Here is a 16987-nt window from a genome sequence, read left to right as displayed (position 1 = left end):
GCCGGCCATGATGGCTGCCTGGTTCTCGCGCAAGCACGCGGTGCGGACGGGCGCCTACGGTGTGGGAGTCGTCGGCACCGTGGGCCTGGCGGTGTTCCTCGGCGCGGGCCGCGGCTACCCGGCGCAGAGTGTCCACCTGTTGCCGGGGTCGGCGTGGCTGGCCTCGTCTCAGGCGGGACAGCTGACGTTGCTGGACGGGGCTTCGGCGGAGGTGGCGGCGCAGGTGCAGGCCGCACCGGCGGGGCATGTCCTGGACGTGGTGCAGCAGGGCTCGACCGCGTACGCGATCGACGAGACCGCCGGCACCCTGCGTCGCGTGGACGGTGCGACGTTTTCGCTGAACGCCCCGGTGACGCCGATCGCCGGGGCGACGTCAGGGCTGACCGCCTTCGCCGATCCGCAGCACGTCTACGCCCTGGACTCGCACCGCGGCCTGCTGACCACGGCCGACCCGCACACGCTGGCGACCACCGGTACTCCGCTGTCGCTGGCGGCCCAGCTGTCGGCGGGGGCTGCGACGCTCGACGACGTCGGCCGGCTGTGGCTCGTCGACGACGGCACCGGCGACCTGACCCGCGTCGCCGACGGCACGAGCGAGGTTCACCGGAGTGTCGCCGGTCCCGGCAAGGACCTGCTGACAGTGGTGAACGGCAAGCCGGTGGTGGTGGACACCGCCGGCCGCAGGGCGATCACGGTGAACCCCGCCGACGGCGCCCCGACCGGCACGCTGGATCTGGACCTGCGGCCCAGCGACACCGTCGCGGTCAGCGGCTCCCCGCACAGCGACCGGCTCTACGTGGTGGTCTCCCGGGGCGTGCTCGACATCTGCGACCTGTCGGCGCACGACTGCTCCGGCGTGGTGGCGCTGGACGGCGGCGGCAACGACCTCGGCGCGGCGGTCGAGAGCGGCGACCGGGTGTTCGTGCCCGACTACACCACCGGCCAGGTCTGGGTGATCGACCTGACCCGGAACACGATCGTGGCCACGGCCCAGGTGCTCAGCCCGGCGGCGAAGTTCCAGCTGCTGACCCGGGACGGCATCGTGTTCTTCAACGACCCGAACAGCGAGCGCGCGGGCGTGATCAGCCTGGACGGCGCCGTGACCCGGATCGCCAAGTACGACCCGGCCGACCCGAGCAAGGGCCTGGTCGGCCGGCTGAACCCGGACCCGGACCCGCACCAGGCGCCGGCGTCGCTGCCGCCGGTCGAGCCCAGTTCGCTGCCGCCGTCCAGGACGCCGCCGAACATCCCGTCTTCGAGCCCGAACAGGCCGTCCAGCCCGTCCAGCCCACCGAGCCCTTCGATCCCGTCGAGTCCGCAGACCCCGCCGGTCCAGCCGACGCCGCCGAGCCTTCCGCCGACGAGCACCTTCTCCCAGCCGGGCCAGGGGACGGCGCCCCCGCCCAGCACGCCGCAGCCGACCGGGCCGCCGTCGCTTCCGAGCGTGCCGTCGACCCCGCGGTCGAGCGCGTCGTCGAGCCCGTCGTCGAACCCGCCGCCGACGACGTCCTCGTCGACCCCGGCTCCGACGGTCTCGACCACCCCGACGCCGACGCTTCCGTCGACCCCGTCGGGTCCGCCGGAGTCTCCTACTTCGACCCCGTCTTTCCCTCCGCCTTCCACGGGTCCGACCGACTCGCCGACCACCCTGCCCACCACGAAGCCGCCGGCCACGTTGAAGCTCACGCTGTCAATCCCGAGCCCCGTGTTCGGCCAGATCGAGAACCTGGCGGTCGCGGCCGACGACGGGACGCCGGTCGGCAGCGCGCAGTGGAACTTCGGCGACAACCAGAGCGGCGGCGGAGCGAACGTGAGCCACGCCTGGACCCAGCCGCCCGGGGTGAGCGAGCAGACCTACCAGGTCACGGTCAGCGTCACGCTGACCGACGGCCGGACCGCGCAGACCGGGCTGAGCCTCACGGTCCACGTGGCCACCGTCGCGGTGCCGAACGTGATCGGTGACAGCGCCTCCGACGCCGAGAAGCAGATCACCGGCGCGGGCCTGAACTACGTGGTGCAGAACCAGACCAGCACCACGGTCCAGCCCGGCCAGGTGCTGGCCCAGTCGCCGCAGGGCGGCGGCAACGCGGCATGGGGCGCGACGGTGACCCTGACGGTGTCCGCGGCACAGCCGGTGGTGATCGACAGCGTCCCGGCCGGGTTCGCCGTCTTCCGGTCGGGGTGCTCCAGCTTCACCGACACCAGGGAGTCCTGCGACTTCCTGGGGCCGTACCCGCAGTTCTGGGTCTACTGAAGGGATGAGGGGCCGGCCATGAAGACTGCCTGGTTCTCGCGCAAGCACGCGGTGCGCACCGGCACGTACGGCATCGGTGTGGCCGGTGCCGTGGGCCTGGCCGTGTTCCTCGGCTCCGGCCACGGCTACCCGGTGCAGAGCGTCCACCTGCTACCGGGGTCGGCGTGGCTGGCCTCGTCTCAGGCCGGGCAGTTGACGTTGCTGGACGGGGCTTCGGCCGAGGTGGCGGCGCAGGTGCAGGCCGCACAAGCGGGGCATGTCCTGGACGTGGTGCAGCAGGGCTCGACCGCGTACGCGATCGACGAGACCGCCGACACGCTGCGCCGTGTGGACGGCGCGACGTTCTCCCCCAGCGCTCCGGCCACGCCGATCGCCGATGCGACCTCGGGGCTGACCGCCTTCGCCGACTCCCGGCACGTCTACGTCCTGGACACCGAGCGTGGCCTGGTGGCGACGGTCGACGCCCGCACCCTGGAGCCGACCAGTGCTCAGCAGTCCCTGGCGGCGCAGCTGTCGGCGGGGACCGCGACGCTGGACGACGCCGGCCGGCTGTGGCTCGTCGACGACGCCACCGGCGACCTGACCCGGGTCGCCGACGGCGCCAAGGAGGTCCACCGGGGCGTGGCCGCGCCCGGGAAGGACCTGATGGCCATGGTGAACGGCAAGCCGGTGGTGGTGGACACCGCCGGGCGCAGGGCGATCACAGTGGACCCCGCCGACGGCTCGCCGAGCGGCACGCTGAACCTGGACCTGCGGCCCAGCGACACCGTGGCGGTCAGCGGCTCGCCGCACGCGAACCGGCTCTACGTGGTGGCTTCGCGCGGCGTGCTCGACATCTGCGACCTGTCCGCGCACAACTGCTCCGAGGCGGTCCCGCTGGACAGTGGCGGCAACGACCTCGGCGCCGCCGTCGAGTCCGGCGACCGGGTGTTCGTGCCCGACTACACCACCGGCCAGGTCTGGGTGATCGATCTGGGCCAGCACACCGTCGTGGCCACCGCCCAGGTGCTCGGTCCGGCGACCAGGTTCCAGTTGCTGACCCGCGACGGCATCGTGTTCTTCAACGACCCGAACAGCGAGCACGCCGGCGTGATCAGCCTGGACGGCGCCGTCACCCAGGTCGCCAAGTACGACCCGGCCGACCCGACCAAGGGCCTGCCCGGCCACCAGCCGTCGAGCGCGGCGCCGTCGGCGCCGCAGCAGGCCAAGCCGACCTCGGCGCCGCCGTCCAAGACCTCGCCGAGCACGACCCCGCCGAGCAAGCCGACGCAGAGCCCGCCGACGTCCGCCAGCAGTGCTTTCACGGCCACGCCGACCCCGCCGCAGCCGACCGAGCCCTCGACGCCGCCGATCCTGGCGTCGAGCACGCCGTCCCTGCCCGGGACGCCGTCGTCGGTTTCCAAGTCCACGGCTTCTTCCCCGCCTTCCACCCCCACGAGCACTCCCTCGCCCACGAAACCGCCGGCCTCGCTGGCGATCACGCTGTCCAACCCGAGCGTGAAGTTCGGCCAGACCGAGAACCTGGCGGTCGCGGCCGGCGACGGCACCGCGATCACCGGCGCGCACTGGACCTTTGGCGACAACCAGTCCGGCGACGGATCCGCCGTGAGCCACGCCTGGGCCCGGCCGCCCGGCGCGACCCAGCAGACGTTCCAGGTCACGGTGAGCGCCGTGCTGGCCGACGGCCGGAAGGCGCAGACCGCGGTGAGCCTCACGGTCAACCACCCGGACACGGCCACGGTGCCGAACGTGGTCGGCGCGGACGAGACCACCGCCCAGCAGCAGATCGCCGGCGCCGGACTGACCTCCACGATCGCCATGGTGATCGACAACTCGGTCCCGGTCGGCCAGGTCATGAAGCAGACACCCGTCGGCGGGGGGACCGTGGCGTGGGGCAGCTCGGTGGCCCTGACCGTGTCCTCGGGACCGGCGGCGCCGTGGGACATGGTCGCGCACGCCTGCGACTCCGCGACCTGGTCCTCCGGTGCCGGGCCGCTGCCGTGCCCCGGCACCGGCACCGACGCCACGGGGTTCGCCCTGATCCACTCTGGCTCGGACTGCTACTACTTCACCTCGGGCCAGCCCTTCTGCAACTTCCTTGAAACCCACCCGCAGTGGGTGGACAACGGCTTCATCAACGGTGTCTACAACCTGCCCCGGGCGGTCATCGCCGGCGACCACTTCCGGGCCACGCTCGGCTTCATGGCGCCGAAGCAGGGACCTCCGGGTCCGGCCAACGTGACCTTCCGTCTCTACGGCCCCATCGGCCAGCAGCTCGGTTCCTGGGACCTCAAGGCCGCGGACGCGAAGGTGATCCAGGCCGACGTCGACCTGTCGTCGATCGCCGGCGCCACGACCCTCGACCTGCGGGTGGACGCGCACGGTTCGGTCGGCCAGTGCTGGGCGTCGTGGGCGGCCATGACCTTCGGGCCCTGATGACAACGCGAGATGAGAGACGGATCCCCATCATGACCACCACGACATCATGACCACCACGACAGATGTCCGCGTGACCGTGGTGCCCGACGCGATCGCGCTCGGGCCCGGCGAGTCCGCCGACGTCGAGATCACCGTCCAGAACGCCAGCGAGGTTGTCGAGCACTTCACCGCGGCGCTCGTCGGGCTGCCGGCGGAGCTGTTCGCCGGCGATCCGGCCACGCCGCTGATGCTGCGGCCCCGGGAGAGCGGCACGGTGCGCGGCCGGATCGCCATCCCCGCGCAGGCCGGCCCGGTCGCCGGCCGGTACGTGCTGGGGATCCTGGTGACCTCGCCGTACCAGCGGACCGTGTCCCGGTGCGAGGAGGTGGTGCTGGACCTGCACGCGGTGCCGGTGCTGAGCGCGGCGGTCCGTCCCGAGGTGGCGACCGGCGGGGCGACCGGCGACTTCGCGGTGACCGTGGCCAACGAGGGCAACGTGCCGCTCGCGGTGACCCTGGCCGGCGACGACCCGGAGAACCGCGTCGACTTCGTCTTCGAGCCGCGGCAGCTGCGCCTGCCGCCGGGCACGGCGGCGAACTCGCGGCTGCTGGTCCGCGCTGACCGGCCGTTGACCGGCGCGGAGGTCCGCAGGACCCTGACTGTGCACGCGCACGCCGACGGGCTGACCGTCGACAAGACGCTGACGTTCGTGCAGACCGCGCAGATCGCGGGCGGCTGGCTCAAGGTCGCGAAGTTCGCCGGCGCGCTGGCCGCGATGGCCGGCGTCACCGTGGGCGGCGCGGCGCTGATCCGGCACGCGAAGCAGCAGGCCGCGCATCCGGTGCCGCCCACCGCGTCGCTGTCCGGAATCGTGTCCTCGGCCCTGGGCGCGCAGCACTCGGGCGGTGCGGCGCAGCCGTCCTCGCCCGCCGGAGCGCCGTCGGGCACCGGGGCCCCGCCGGCGGGAGCCTCGTCATCCTCGTCGGGCGGCGGCGTCGGCGCCCCCGCACCGGGCGGAACCGTTCTGCTCGACTTCAGCCGCACCGCCGACGGCCAGGCCGACGGCGACCAGATCATCGCCGGCGACGCCTACGCCGCCAAGACCGGCGTCAAGCTGTCGGTCGACACCTCGAACGCGCCGCCGGCCTGCGCCGACGCGACCGCGCTCGCCCTGCGCACCCGCCCGGTCGAGGGCGGATTCCTCACCAGCGCCCGCCCGGCCGGCGTCGACCTGTGCAACCAGCTGCCGGTCCGCATGGACTTCGCCGCGCCGGCCACGTCGGTCACCCTGCGGGCCTTCGGCGACGGCGCCCAGTTCGCGCTGACGGTGACACTCAGCGACGGCAGCACCGACAAGCGCGCGATGCCGATGCCGGCCGGTGCGGCGACGCCGATCACCTACCAGGCGCCGGCCGGCGCGGGGATCGTGTCCGTGACCTTCGGCCACGCCGACGCCGCGCAGACGGCGAAGGACCCGACGATCATCAAGTCCCTGAGCTACGTGGCGGCTGCGGCTGCGGCGCCGTCGTCGTCGTGAGCGCGGCGCCGCCGTCCTGAACATGGCGGCGCTGTCCCCGACCGGGACGGCGCCGCCGTCACGCCTGCCTCACCCCATCCGCGCGCCCCCGGCGGACGTCGGGAAGTCCCCGGCCGGCAGTCGGGGCGCGCCCGGCGAGTCCTTGGAGATCCCCTGATCGACCATGGTCGGGGAGAGGTTGCCGATGACCGTGGCCTTGACGGAGTCGTAGTAGTCGGGGAAGTACGTCCCCAGGCACCGCTTGTACAGGAAGTCGTCCTGCCACTGCTCGATCGGCACCGGAGTGTCGCCCTCCAGCACCGCGACCGGCACGTGGGCGAAGATGTCGTCGACCTTCACGTCCGAGTGGCCCTTGTTGAGGAAATCCTCGATGCGCTGGCGGGACATCGACGCCGCGGTGCCGGCGGCTGCCGCGCCTGCCTCGTCGGACTTGCTGAGCAGGGTATCGTCGCCGCCGGTCGTGAACTGCTCGCCCTTGCCGTTGACGACGACCAGGCCGATCTTGTTCAGCGCGTCGTGGACGAACCCGGCCGCGGCCTGCGCCTGCGCGTTGTTCAGGAACTCCAGGTAGAGCTGGTAGTTCGCGTCCCGCTCCTCGGGTGTCGAGCCGGTCACGCCGGTGCCCTCGACCCGGTTGTCGTAGCCGGCCCGCTCCTGCGCGGTCTGCGGGTCGGTGACGCCGTGGCCGTCGAGGCGCTGGTGCTCGTTGGTCGGCGCGTCCTCCGACGGCGGCCGGTACAGGTCCCGGGCGGCGAGGCCGGGCTGCATGTAAGAGGGCATCGCGTACTTCACGGCCTCGCTGGGCTCGCCGTTGTTCGGGTCCTTCTTGCCGGCCAGGAACTCCAGCCACCACTGCATCACCAGGGTCTTGTTGATCAGGTGCCCGGCGGCGAAGGAGTCCTCCAGGAAGTGGTCGCCGTAGCCGTTCTTGAGCAGCGCCTGCCGGGCGTGCTCGGCCACGTCCACCGAGATGTTCAGCGGGACGGTGCCGGCCCGGCTGTCGAAGTGCGCCTTGGCCTCCTCGACCGCCTCGTTGTGGAACTCCTCCCAGCGGTGCCACGAGTACGGCGCGAAGTGGCAGGCGTTGCGGGACAGCAGGCCCTTGTACCGGTCGGTGCCCAACTGCGCCGTGGCGTCGTCGATGGCGCTGACCTCGCCGGCCGCGTCCAGGCTCTCGAAGCCGATGAACTCCATCCAGTGGGTGGCCATCCCCTCCATGCCCGGGCTGTAGTCGCTCAGGCCGAGTTTGTCGCCGATCCAGTTCACCACGCCGGCCACGCCCTGGGCCCCGCTGCCGTGCTTGTACGCCGCGCTCGCGATGCCGTCGCGCATCTTCTGCAGGACCGGAATCAGCTCCTCGGCCGACATCGAGTCGGCCACCGACGGGTCCGGCAGGTAGTCCGACAGCGCGTTGACCTCGCCGTTGCTGGCCCACAGGCCGCTGCCCCGGAACTGGATCCAGCGGATGTCCGCGAAGTCCTTCTCGCCGGTCGGGTTGCCCCTGGGGTTGTCCCTGAAGAACAGCATCCGCTTCTCCAGCATGTCGAGCAGATGCCGGCGGTTGTTCAGGTTGACGTTCGGACCGGCCGCCGAGCTCAGATCGGCCGGCGTGGCGTCGCCGAGCATCGTGTGCTCCCAGGACGAGTGCCGGGCCAGGCAGGCGCCAGTGCCGTTGGGCACGACGACCGGCGCCGCGCCGGGGCCGCCGGCGTCGGCACCGGCACCAGCGCCACCTCCGGCACCGCCGCCCGCGGGGCTGCGCCGCGCCAGCAGCGCATCGGCGACCGTGTCCGCGTCCCGCTCGGCCCGGTCCGCCGGATCGCTGACCGTCATCTCGCTGGCCAGCGAGGGTCCGCTGTCCTGCTGGAGAGTGTGCGTGACCTCGTGGGCGAGCAGCCAGTAGCCGCTGGAGGAGCCGGGGTCGTACTGGTTCCGGCCGAAGTACACGTCCTGGCCGACGGTGAACGCCTGCGCGCTGATGTCAGAGGCCATCGACGCGGACACGGTGTCGGTGTGCAGCCGCACCGACGACAGCGAGACGCCCAGGCCGGACTCCAGGTCCCGGCGGGGCTGCTCGGGGATCGGCTGTCCGCCGGAGGGCAGCCGGTCGGCGAAGCCGTCCGGCGCGCTCGCCCGGCCCTGGGCCGAGCGGAGCAGGCGGCCGATGGCGGCGTTGCCCGCGTCGGCCGGGACGGGTACCGGTGCCTGGACGTCCAGGGCCGGCGCGGGCGCCGGGGCGGACGTCGGACCGGACGTCGGGCCGGTGTGGTCGGCCTGTCGGCCGGTGTGGTCGTGAGCCGGCTCGGTGAGCCGCCTGCGCACATTCATGTCGATCCCCCTCTGTGTCCGGGCCCAGGATGGTCAGGGCTCGAATTCGTGGCGCGGGCGCTCGCCGTCGGTGTGGCCGCCGCCAGCGCCCGGACCTGCGGCACCAGCCCCTCGCACGTCCGCTGCAGCACCCGGGCCGCCCGTGCCAGGCTCGGATCCGACAGCCGGTCCTGAGCCGTCCGCGTCCAGTCCCGGTGCAGCCCGATCAGCTGCCCGAGCGCGTCCTGCGGCGAGCTGTCCGGGGCCAGCGCGAGCCGCGCGGCCGGAGTCGTGCCCTGCCCGCCGAGCAGCCGCTCCATCGCCGCCAGCAGTTCCGGGCGCGCGGCGACCGCGCCCAGCCGCAGCTCCCCGAGCAGCCGGAGCTCGGCGAGCTCGTGCGCGCCGCCGCGGATCCGTTCCGCCTCCTGCAGCAGCCGGCGCGCGCCCGGGACCGGGTCGAGGCGGGCCACGCTCTCCACGGCCCGGAGTGCTCCGTCCGCCTTCAGCACGTCCCGGCGCTCGGCGAACTGGCTGAGCAGCAGGGTGCGCAGCTCTGTCAGACCGCTGCGATCGTGCAGCGCGGCCCGCAGCGCTTCCGCGTCACGCACCCCGTCCCGGATCAGCGACAGGGTCAGCCGGACCCCGAAGAGCCCGAGCGTGTCGAGCAGCCGCCGGCGGCCGGACGGCGGCACCGGCACCGCGTTGTAGGGCGCGCAGAACCGGGTCGCGGACAGGACCAGCGCAGCCGTCGCCGCCGGGCCCGCGTCGGCCAGCGCGACCAGGTCGGCGAGGTCGGCCGCGGTGAGCGCGGCGGCGGCCTCGGCGAGCAGGCCGGCGACCGGCAGGACGGTGTACACCAGGCCGCGCAGCAGCGGGTCGGACCGGTACCCGGCCGCCGCCTGCGCCGCGTACTCCAGGGCGCCGGGCACGCCGCCGCCGAGCTCGTCGGCCCGGGAGAGCACGCCGACGGCGTGGACCGGTCCGGTCCGGTCGGACGCCGGATCGCGGAAGGCGTCGAGGAAGTCGACATCGCTGGCGTGCAGGTGCCGCAGCAGGTACAGGACCGCGTCCACCTGGCCGGTGTCGTCCAGGAACTCCTCGGTGCGCCGGCCCGCCGACTCGGTGAGCGAGCCCAGGCCGGGGGTGTCGATCAGGGTCATGGTGCGCAGCTGCGGGCTCGGCAGGCCGACCTCGACGCGGTCCACGTCCTGCGGCCGCCGGCCGCCGAGGTCCAGGGCCCAGCCCCGCTCGGTGCGGTCCAGCGGCAGCCCGGCCGGCGGGCCGGAGCGGCCGAAGGCGGTCGCGGACGCCGCGGCGGCGTGCTCGTACCAGGTGACGACGCGGGTGCACTCGCCGGCGTCGGTGGCCGCGATCCGGGCCCCGACCAGCGCGTTGAGCAGGGTCGACTTCCCAGCTTTGACCCGGCCGACGATGGCCACGCGCAGCGGCCCGTCCAGCCGGGCGGCCACCGAGGTCAGGGTGCTGCCGCCGGGGCGGCCCCGGTAGGTGCGCGCGGCTTCGTCCAGCAGGGTCCGTACCCGGGATGCGAGGGCGGTGGACGGATTCGTGTCGGCTGCGCTGGCCGCGCCGGTCGTGCTGGTCGCTCCCGCCGGCCCGCTCGGCCCCGCCGGCCCGTCCGGCCAAGTCGGCCAAGCCGGCCCCATCGCTCCCGTCACCGGACACTCCCCGCTCCGGCCAGCCGCTCGGCCTGCGCCAGCAGCCGCGAGACCTCGGTCACCTCGCTGCGCGCCTGCTCCGTCCGAGTCTGGGCGGCCTGCCGGTCGGCGTACGCCGCGCGCTCCGCGGCCTGCTGTTCCTGCCGCACCGACGCCGTCAGCTCCGCGCTCTGGTCCAGGAAGTAGTCCCGGACCCGGCCCCGGCTGTGCCGGATGAGATCGGCGGCCGCGCGGGCGGCGTCGGCGCGCGACTGGCCCAGATACGCCGCCACCGCGCGGCCGGCCTCGCCGCGCGCGGCGTCCAGCCGGCCGGTCCGGTAGCCGCCGACCGCCTTGGCCGCGAACGCCGTGCCCAGGACCGCGGTGATCGGCAGCGCGATCAGGAACCCCGGATGCAGCGTGGTGACCAGCAGCGTGGTCACCACCGAGCTGGACAGCGACCAGCCCCGGGCGGCCTGCATCCCGACCTCCAGCTTGCCGGCGCCCCGGCCGTCGAGCCGGCTCAGCGTCAGGCCGCCGGCCGGCCCGCCGGCGCCCCGCGCCACCGCGCCCACGTCCTCGGCGCCGGCGTCGAACAGCGCCGAGACCTCGCCGGCCGCCTCGTCGATCAGGGCGAGCAGCCGGGTGTGGACGTCGGTGAGCTCCTGGTTGGTGCGGCGTTGCAGCCACGGCGTGATCTCCGGCCAGTCCCGGGTCGGATCGGACTCCTTGATCCGCTTGCCGGCCTCGGCCTCCAGGCGCCGGCAGGCCTCGGCGAGGTCGGCGTCGACCCGGGCCTGGATGTCGGCGAACCGGTCGTTGACGGTGTTCAGCCAGCGCGAGGCCTGCGCCCCGGACACCGCCAGCGCGCGCCGCCGCCGGTCCTCGACGCGGCGCAGCGTCTCCGCACGCTGATCCGGCTCGGTGAGCGCGGGGTGCTCGGTGGACAGGGCGTCCGACAGCTGCCGCAGCGCGCCGTGCACCGCCGCCGCGGCCTGCTGCCGGGCCCGCTCGGCGCGCCGGGCCAACAGCTGCGAGCCGATCCGGTCGACCAGCACCGGGAACCCGCTCTCGGCCAGCAGCGCCGGGTCGCCGGTGTCGAGCGCGAGCTCGCGCAGCGGCGCCGACACCGCGACGATCTCCGCCCGGATCCCGGCGTCCCGCAGGTGCGCGCGGTCCAGGTCGAGGATCCGCCGCCACTGCGGATACAGGTCGATCTTCGTCATGACGCAGAGCACGTTCGGGCACACCGCCGCCGCGTGCCGGAGGAATTCGACCTCTGACGCGGTCAGTTCCTGGGAGGCGTCGGTCACCACGATCACGCCGTCCGCCAGCGACAGCGCGCGCATCGCGGCCGCCGCGCCGGCCGCGGCGAACCCGCCGCCGATGCCCGGGGTGTCCAGCAGCACCAGGCCGTCGCGGAGCAGTTCCCTGGGGAGCGTGATCTCGACGGTCCGCAGCGGGTTCCCGCTGTCGTCGGTGCCGCGCAGGGCGTGGTCGGCGGCGGCGCGGACGTCGATCGGGACCGGCGCGCCTTCGGACGGCGCGTGTTCGGATGGCACGGTCTCCCAGGGGCCCTCGGCACGGACGCAGGCCTCGGCGGTCGCCCCGTACCGCACCACGGTCGGCACCGCCGTGTGCGCCACCGGATCGCTCCCGCACACCGGCACCCCGAGCAGCGCGTTGAGCACCGTGCTCTTGCCCCGCTTGAACTCCCCAGCCACCAGCACGTTCCACGCCCCGGAGGCCAGCCGCCGCTTGCTCAGCGCCAGTTTCTCGGCCAGGTCCGGACGCTCGGCGGCGCGGGCGCGCGCGGCGGACTCGTCGAGCAGGCGCACCAGCTCGACGGTGCGGGCGGCGTCGCTCACCTGGTCGCTCACCTGGTCCATGGGACTTCAGTGGATGCCCGCGTCGTGCACGTCGCCGTGGTCGACGTGGTGATCGGCGTGCTGGTCGGGCTCCGGATACCAGAGCATGGCGCTCGCCAGCGCGGGGTCGGTGTGGTCGACGGCGTCCGCGGCGGTGTGGTCGGTGCTGTCGTGGTCCGTGGTGTCGTGGTGGTCGGTGCCGTCCGCGCCGCCGTGGTGGTCGGTGTCGAGATGATGGTCTGCCGAGCCGTGATCCGCGCTGTGGTCCGCCGCGATGTCCGTGGCATGATCCGCTGCCGGGGCGGCCGGTGTGGAGACGTTCGGCGCGGCGGTCATTTGCTGACTGGCGTCGAGCACCGACGCGTGCGTGTCCATCGCATGCGGATCGGCCGCGAGTCGGGCTTCGAAGTCGTCCACCAGGCTGCCAGTGGTCTGCTGATGAGCGTCGGCTTGATGAGTGTCGGCCGGGGCCGCGGCGGCCGGCGTGCCCGAAGCGGCGGTCGCAGGCGCCGCGGCCGTCGGGGTGCCGGGGGAGAGCCCCGGGATCACCGCGGCGTAGTTGAACCGCGTGGTGTTCGCGTTCCAGGAGCCGACTCCGTAGGCGGGGCCGAGGGCTTCCATGGTCTTGCCGTCGCCGAGGCTGATCGCGACGTGGCCGTGCGCGGGCTGCCCGTCGTCCGGATTCGAGCTGAAGTTGAACAGCAGCGCACCCGGCGTGTGCACGGCCTGGTCCACCGGGATCACGTGGCCGCCGTGCTTGAGGAACTCGTACTGCTCCGAGGCGGTGCGCGGCATGCTGATGCCGACCCGGTGCGTGGCCCACTGGACCAGGTCCGAGCAGTCGAAGGCGCTTGGGTGCGGGTTGTTGAAATCCGCGTTGGCGCCGTATATGTACTGGTCTCCCGTCTGCGCCACGGCCGCGTGCAGGAACTCCTGGAGGCGTTCGGAGTCAGCGCTCTGCGTCGCCGGCGACGGAATAGTCGGAACCGGCGGGGCCACGGTGTGGTCGGACGCGTGCGTGGTCGAGGAGTCCGGCGCGGTCGGTGTCACTGGTGTCGTCGGCTGCGTCGGAGTAGTGGGCGTGGTCGGGGTGGCGGGCGCCGTCGGCGTGGCCGCCGCGGCCGGCGTGCTGCCCGCCAACGGAATGCCGTAGTCCGCGCCGAGCCGGACGTCGCCGCCGGCGGTCGCGGTGTGGCCGGGGGCGTCAAGGGTCTGCGGTCCGGTTCCGGTCCCCGTCCCGGTCGTGGTCCCGCTCGCGGTGGCCGGAGCGGCGAGCGGGATCCCGTAGTCCGCGCCCGGCCGGGTGTCGTGCCCCGACGCGGCGCCGAGGCTGGAGTCCGGCGTGGCGGCGGCGTTGGCGACAGTCACCGCGTTGGAGCCGTCCGCGGCGCTCGTGCTGTTCGCGGCATCGGGGTTCGCGGCGGCGTTCGGCGCGGCGGTGTTGGCCGTGTTGGCCGTGGTGGTCGGCGGAGGCGCGATCGCCTGGTCCTCGGTGGTCGGGGCGCCGGTCATCGTCACCTGCCCGCCGGCGGACACGCTCCCGGTCGGGTCGGCGACGGCGTGGATCCCGGCGCCGCCACCGGTCGCCGAACCCGCGCTCTCGTGGTCGCCGTACGCGGCGGTGCCGGTCCAGACGCCGTGGCCCGGGCCGTCGCCGTACGCGATCGCCGCCTGCTCGGCGTCGGTCCGGTAGCGCAGGTACCGCGCGGCCGCGCCGCCGTGCGTCGTGGTCCACGGCGACATGTCCTTGCCGCCGTTGGAGACCAGGAACGCGGCCTTGGCGTTCTGCACCGGGTCGTACAAGTTCGGGAATCGCGCCAGCAGATCGGGATGCGCCAGGGCGTTGATCTGCCACAATCCGCGGCTGTCCTCGTTGACCGGGTTGTGCGAGCCGGTATTCCCGCCGGATTCGGCGAGCGCGACCGCGGTCATGGTCGCGGACTGGTCCGGGGAGAAACCGGCCTGCCGCGCCACGGCGTAGATCATCTCAGCGGATATCCTGGGCACAGATGTAAGGGTAATGCGCGGGTGTTGTCTGGTTGTATCTTTTCCTTGCGTATCAGGGTGATCACTGATGCGCGGGGGAGGGGGAGAAATGCCTGACGACGACGTGTCGCGGCGGGTCCGGACTGCGCCTTGGGAGGCATTCGCCGACACGCTGCTGCAACGCGAAGCGTTGATTTGTCGCGTGGCTATGGGGAGATCCCCTAGGGATTTCGCCGGAATGTATGTGGACGATATTGAGGCGGAGCAAATCCTGGCCACGCTGCCAGGTCTGACGGGTCCCTCGCCCGAGCAGGTCGGCACCGTGCGAGCCAGGCTGCGGCCGGTGATGGACAAGGCGGAAGCGTGGTTCGAGACCTCGTTGGCCGACGGCTCGGCCGCATTCCGGGTTTCCGAGTCAGCCGCCGTACTCACCGCATCCGATGCCTCCGATGCGACCGCCGTATCCGACGAGCCCGGATCCGACTTCGCCCGCCTGGTGGCCGTCGCGCGCCTCAACGGCGTTGATGCTCGCGTGCTCGCGGTGCTGGCGGCCGTGGAGATGTCCCCGCATCGCATGCGTCTGGTCACGTACATCCAGGACAACGTCCAGCTGCCCCGCTTGACCGTGGCGAGCATGGACCGGATGGTGCCTGGCGCGGCCCGGCGCTTGGCGCCCGGCGCTCCGCTGCGGCGGTCCGGGCTGGTGCAGACGGCGCCGGACGGGCCGTGGGCCACCCGGATGTGCTGGCCGGCCGAGCGCGTCGCCTGGGCGCTGGCCGGCGACGACTCGCCCGACCCCGGGCTGCCGGCGGGGGCCGTCCGGCTGGACGCCGCGGATCCGCGCGCCGCTGATCCGGCGGCGGAGCCCGAGCTGCTGCTGGTGTCCGGTTCGGACGCGGACAGCCGGCTGGCCGCCGTCCGCCGCGCCTGGCCCGGGCGCCGGCTGCTGGTGACCCGGCCGCCGGCCACCGAGCAGGAGTGGTCCGCGGTGGCGCGCGAGGCGGCGGTGGGGGGCCGGGCCGTGCTCCTGCGCCTTGCCGGGACCCTGGACCCGGCCGCCGCCGACCGGGTCGCGACCCTGACCGAGCTGAGCTGGGCCTTCAGCTCCCCGCGCGAGCTGGCGCTGGACACTCTGCCGGCGCGGCCGTGGTCCGAGGTCCGGCTGGAGTCCGAGGCCGCCGACGCCGCGGACTGGCGGCGGGTGCTCGGCGTGCCGCCGGACCCGGCGTACCCGCTGTCCCGCGAGCAGCTGCGGCTGGTCGCCGCGGCCTGCGGCGGCGACCCGGCCCGGATCGGGGACGCCGTGCGGCGCCTGGCCGGCGGGCACCTCGACGGGCTCGCGGTGCGGGTCCGCCCCCGGCGGACGATGGCCGACCTGGTGCTGCCCGCCGACGAGACCGCCCGGCTGCGGGAGCTGACGGCGCGCTGCCGCGGGCGCGGGGTGGTCTACCGGGAGTGGGGGTTCCTGCCGCTGCCGTCCAGGGGAGTGGTCGCGCTGTTCTCCGGGCCCTCGGGGACCGGCAAGACGCTGGCGGCCGAGGTGGTCGCCGGCGAGCTCGGGCTGGACCTGTACAAGGTCGACCTGTCGTCGGTGGTGAGCAAGTACATCGGCGAGACCGAGCAGAACCTGGAGCGGATCTTCCAGGCCGCCGCGGCCGGCGACCTGGTGCTGTTCTTCGACGAGGCCGACGCGTTGTTCGGCAAGCGCTCGGACGTCGGCGACGCGCACGACCGGTACGCCAACATCGAGGTCGCGTACCTGTTGCAGCGCCTGGAGACCTACGACGGCCTGGTGGTCCTGGCCACCAACCTGCAGCGCAACATCGACGAGGCGTTCCTGCGCCGCATCTCGGTGTCCATCGACTTCGCCGCCCCGGACGAGGACCACCGCCGCCGCATCTGGGAGCAGGCGTTCCCGGACACGGCGCCGGTGGACGTCCTGGACTTCGGCTATCTGGCCCGGCAGTTCAAGATCACCGGCGGCGTCATCCGCAACGCGGCCCTGGGCGCTGCGTTCCTGGCCGCCGAGGCCGGCGGCGCCGGGATCACCATGGAGACGGTCGTCCTCGCGCTCAAGCGCGAGTTCCAGAAACTCGGGCGGCTGCGCACCGAGGTCGATTTCGGGCCCTACTTCTCGCTCGTGGACGGGGATCACGATGTTCCATCTGCTCGATGAGTCACTGGAGGAATTCCTGCGCACGGCGGTGCCGCTCCCGGCACGCGAGATCGACATCTCCTTCGCCGCGCCGGACAAGGACTGGGCCGCGAAGGTGTCGCGCCCGACGATCAACCTCTACCTGTGGGACGTCCGCCGGAACCTGAAGGACGGCGAACTCGGCATGGTCGAGGTCCGCGACTCCGCCGGCCGCCTCAGCCGCCGCGCACCGCTGCCGCGCGTCGACTGCCGCTACCTGGTCACCGCCTGGACGGCCGACGTCCGCGACGAGCACTCCCTCCTCGGCGCCGCACTGGTGGCGCTGCTGAAGTACTCCGAACTGGAGCGGCCGTACCTGAAGGGCGCGTATCAGGACATCGAGCCGGTGCCCGCGATCGAGATCGGCGCCGGCGACGGCCGCGACAACTCTGATTTCTGGTCAGCGCTCGGCGGCCAGTTCAAGCCCGGCCTGGACCTGACGGTCACGGCCACCGTGGACGCGGCGCTGCTGACCCCGGCCGGCCCGCCGGTCGAGCGACTGACGATCACCACGACGACGACGGCTGCCCCGGCTGCCACAGCCGCTCCGGCCGACGGCGGCGGCACGGACGCCCGCACCTACGTCGCCGGCCGCAGCGAGCACCCGGCGGGCACCCCGGTGTCCACCGACCACGGCGCGACGACGGTCGCCGCCGACGGCACGTACCTGGTGCCGGCCGAGCCGGGAGACGAGGTGCGGGTCGAGGGCGACGTCGTGGGGCGGGTCGGGGACAGCGGTCCGGTGCGGTAGCCGGGGGGCTTCACACT

General features: G+C 73.6%; 9 protein-coding genes. 5 read left to right on the top strand and 4 right to left on the bottom strand.

Translation table 11 applies throughout. The annotated features are described in order from the left end of the window. Positions 1-7: 7 nt before the first annotated feature. From ABH935_RS17180 to ABH935_RS17170, 3 genes are read left to right on the top strand one after another with little or no spacing between them, the layout of a single operon-like run. On the top strand, positions 8-2254 hold the full coding sequence (locus ABH935_RS17180) for a PASTA domain-containing protein (RefSeq protein WP_370378890.1): 2247 nt from the start codon (positions 8-10) through the stop codon (positions 2252-2254). An 18-nt stretch (positions 2255-2272) separates the two neighbouring features. After that, positions 2273-4690 (top strand): PASTA domain-containing protein, encoded by a 2418-nt coding sequence (locus ABH935_RS17175; protein WP_370378889.1) that lies wholly within the window; start codon positions 2273-2275, stop codon positions 4688-4690. 49 nt (positions 4691-4739) lie between these two features. After that, positions 4740-6209, top strand: coding sequence for a hypothetical protein (locus tag ABH935_RS17170; RefSeq protein WP_370378888.1), 1470 nt, complete (start codon positions 4740-4742; stop codon positions 6207-6209). A 69-nt stretch (positions 6210-6278) separates the two neighbouring features. Here the strand turns inward: ABH935_RS17170 and ABH935_RS17165 are convergent, their stop codons facing one another. The 4 genes from ABH935_RS17165 to ABH935_RS17150 are packed head-to-tail and all read right to left on the bottom strand — an operon-like array spanning position 6279 to position 14046. Next, positions 6279-8537 (bottom strand): DUF4157 domain-containing protein, encoded by a 2259-nt coding sequence (locus ABH935_RS17165; RefSeq protein ID WP_370378887.1) that lies wholly within the window; start codon positions 8535-8537, stop codon positions 6279-6281. Next, positions 8534-10192, bottom strand: coding sequence for a dynamin family protein (locus tag ABH935_RS17160; RefSeq protein ID WP_370378886.1), 1659 nt, complete (start codon positions 10190-10192; stop codon positions 8534-8536). Before ABH935_RS17160 ends, ABH935_RS17165 begins: the two co-directional genes overlap by 4 nt. Further along, positions 10189-12060, bottom strand: a complete 1872-nt coding sequence (locus ABH935_RS17155) for a dynamin family protein (RefSeq protein WP_370378885.1) — start codon at positions 12058-12060, stop codon at positions 10189-10191. The genes ABH935_RS17160 and ABH935_RS17155 overlap by 4 nt, the downstream gene beginning before the upstream one ends. Before the next feature lie 6 nt (positions 12061-12066). After that, positions 12067-14046 carry an NlpC/P60 family protein gene (locus tag ABH935_RS17150; protein WP_370378884.1) on the bottom strand — a complete coding sequence of 660 codons (1980 nt, stop codon included), beginning with the start codon at positions 14044-14046 and terminating at the stop codon, positions 12067-12069. A 217-nt stretch (positions 14047-14263) separates the two neighbouring features. Here ABH935_RS17150 and ABH935_RS17145 point away from each other — a divergent pair, with 217 nt between their 5' ends. Together ABH935_RS17145 and ABH935_RS17140 are read left to right on the top strand one after the other, a co-directional pair. Beyond that, positions 14264-16201 carry an ATP-binding protein gene (locus ABH935_RS17145; protein WP_370378883.1) on the top strand — a complete coding sequence of 646 codons (1938 nt, stop codon included), beginning with the start codon at positions 14264-14266 and terminating at the stop codon, positions 16199-16201. Beyond that, positions 16182-16970 (top strand): DUF4255 domain-containing protein, encoded by a 789-nt coding sequence (locus ABH935_RS17140; RefSeq protein ID WP_370378882.1) that lies wholly within the window; start codon positions 16182-16184, stop codon positions 16968-16970. The genes ABH935_RS17145 and ABH935_RS17140 overlap by 20 nt, the downstream gene beginning before the upstream one ends. Positions 16971-16987: the final 17 nt, after the last annotated feature.

Source organism: Catenulispora sp. GAS73, from assembly GCF_041262085.1.
Classification (GTDB): Bacteria; Actinomycetota; Actinomycetes; order Streptomycetales; family Catenulisporaceae; genus Catenulispora.
The sequence above is the reverse complement of the archived record's forward strand: the minus strand, read 5'-3'. Positions and strand labels throughout refer to the sequence as shown.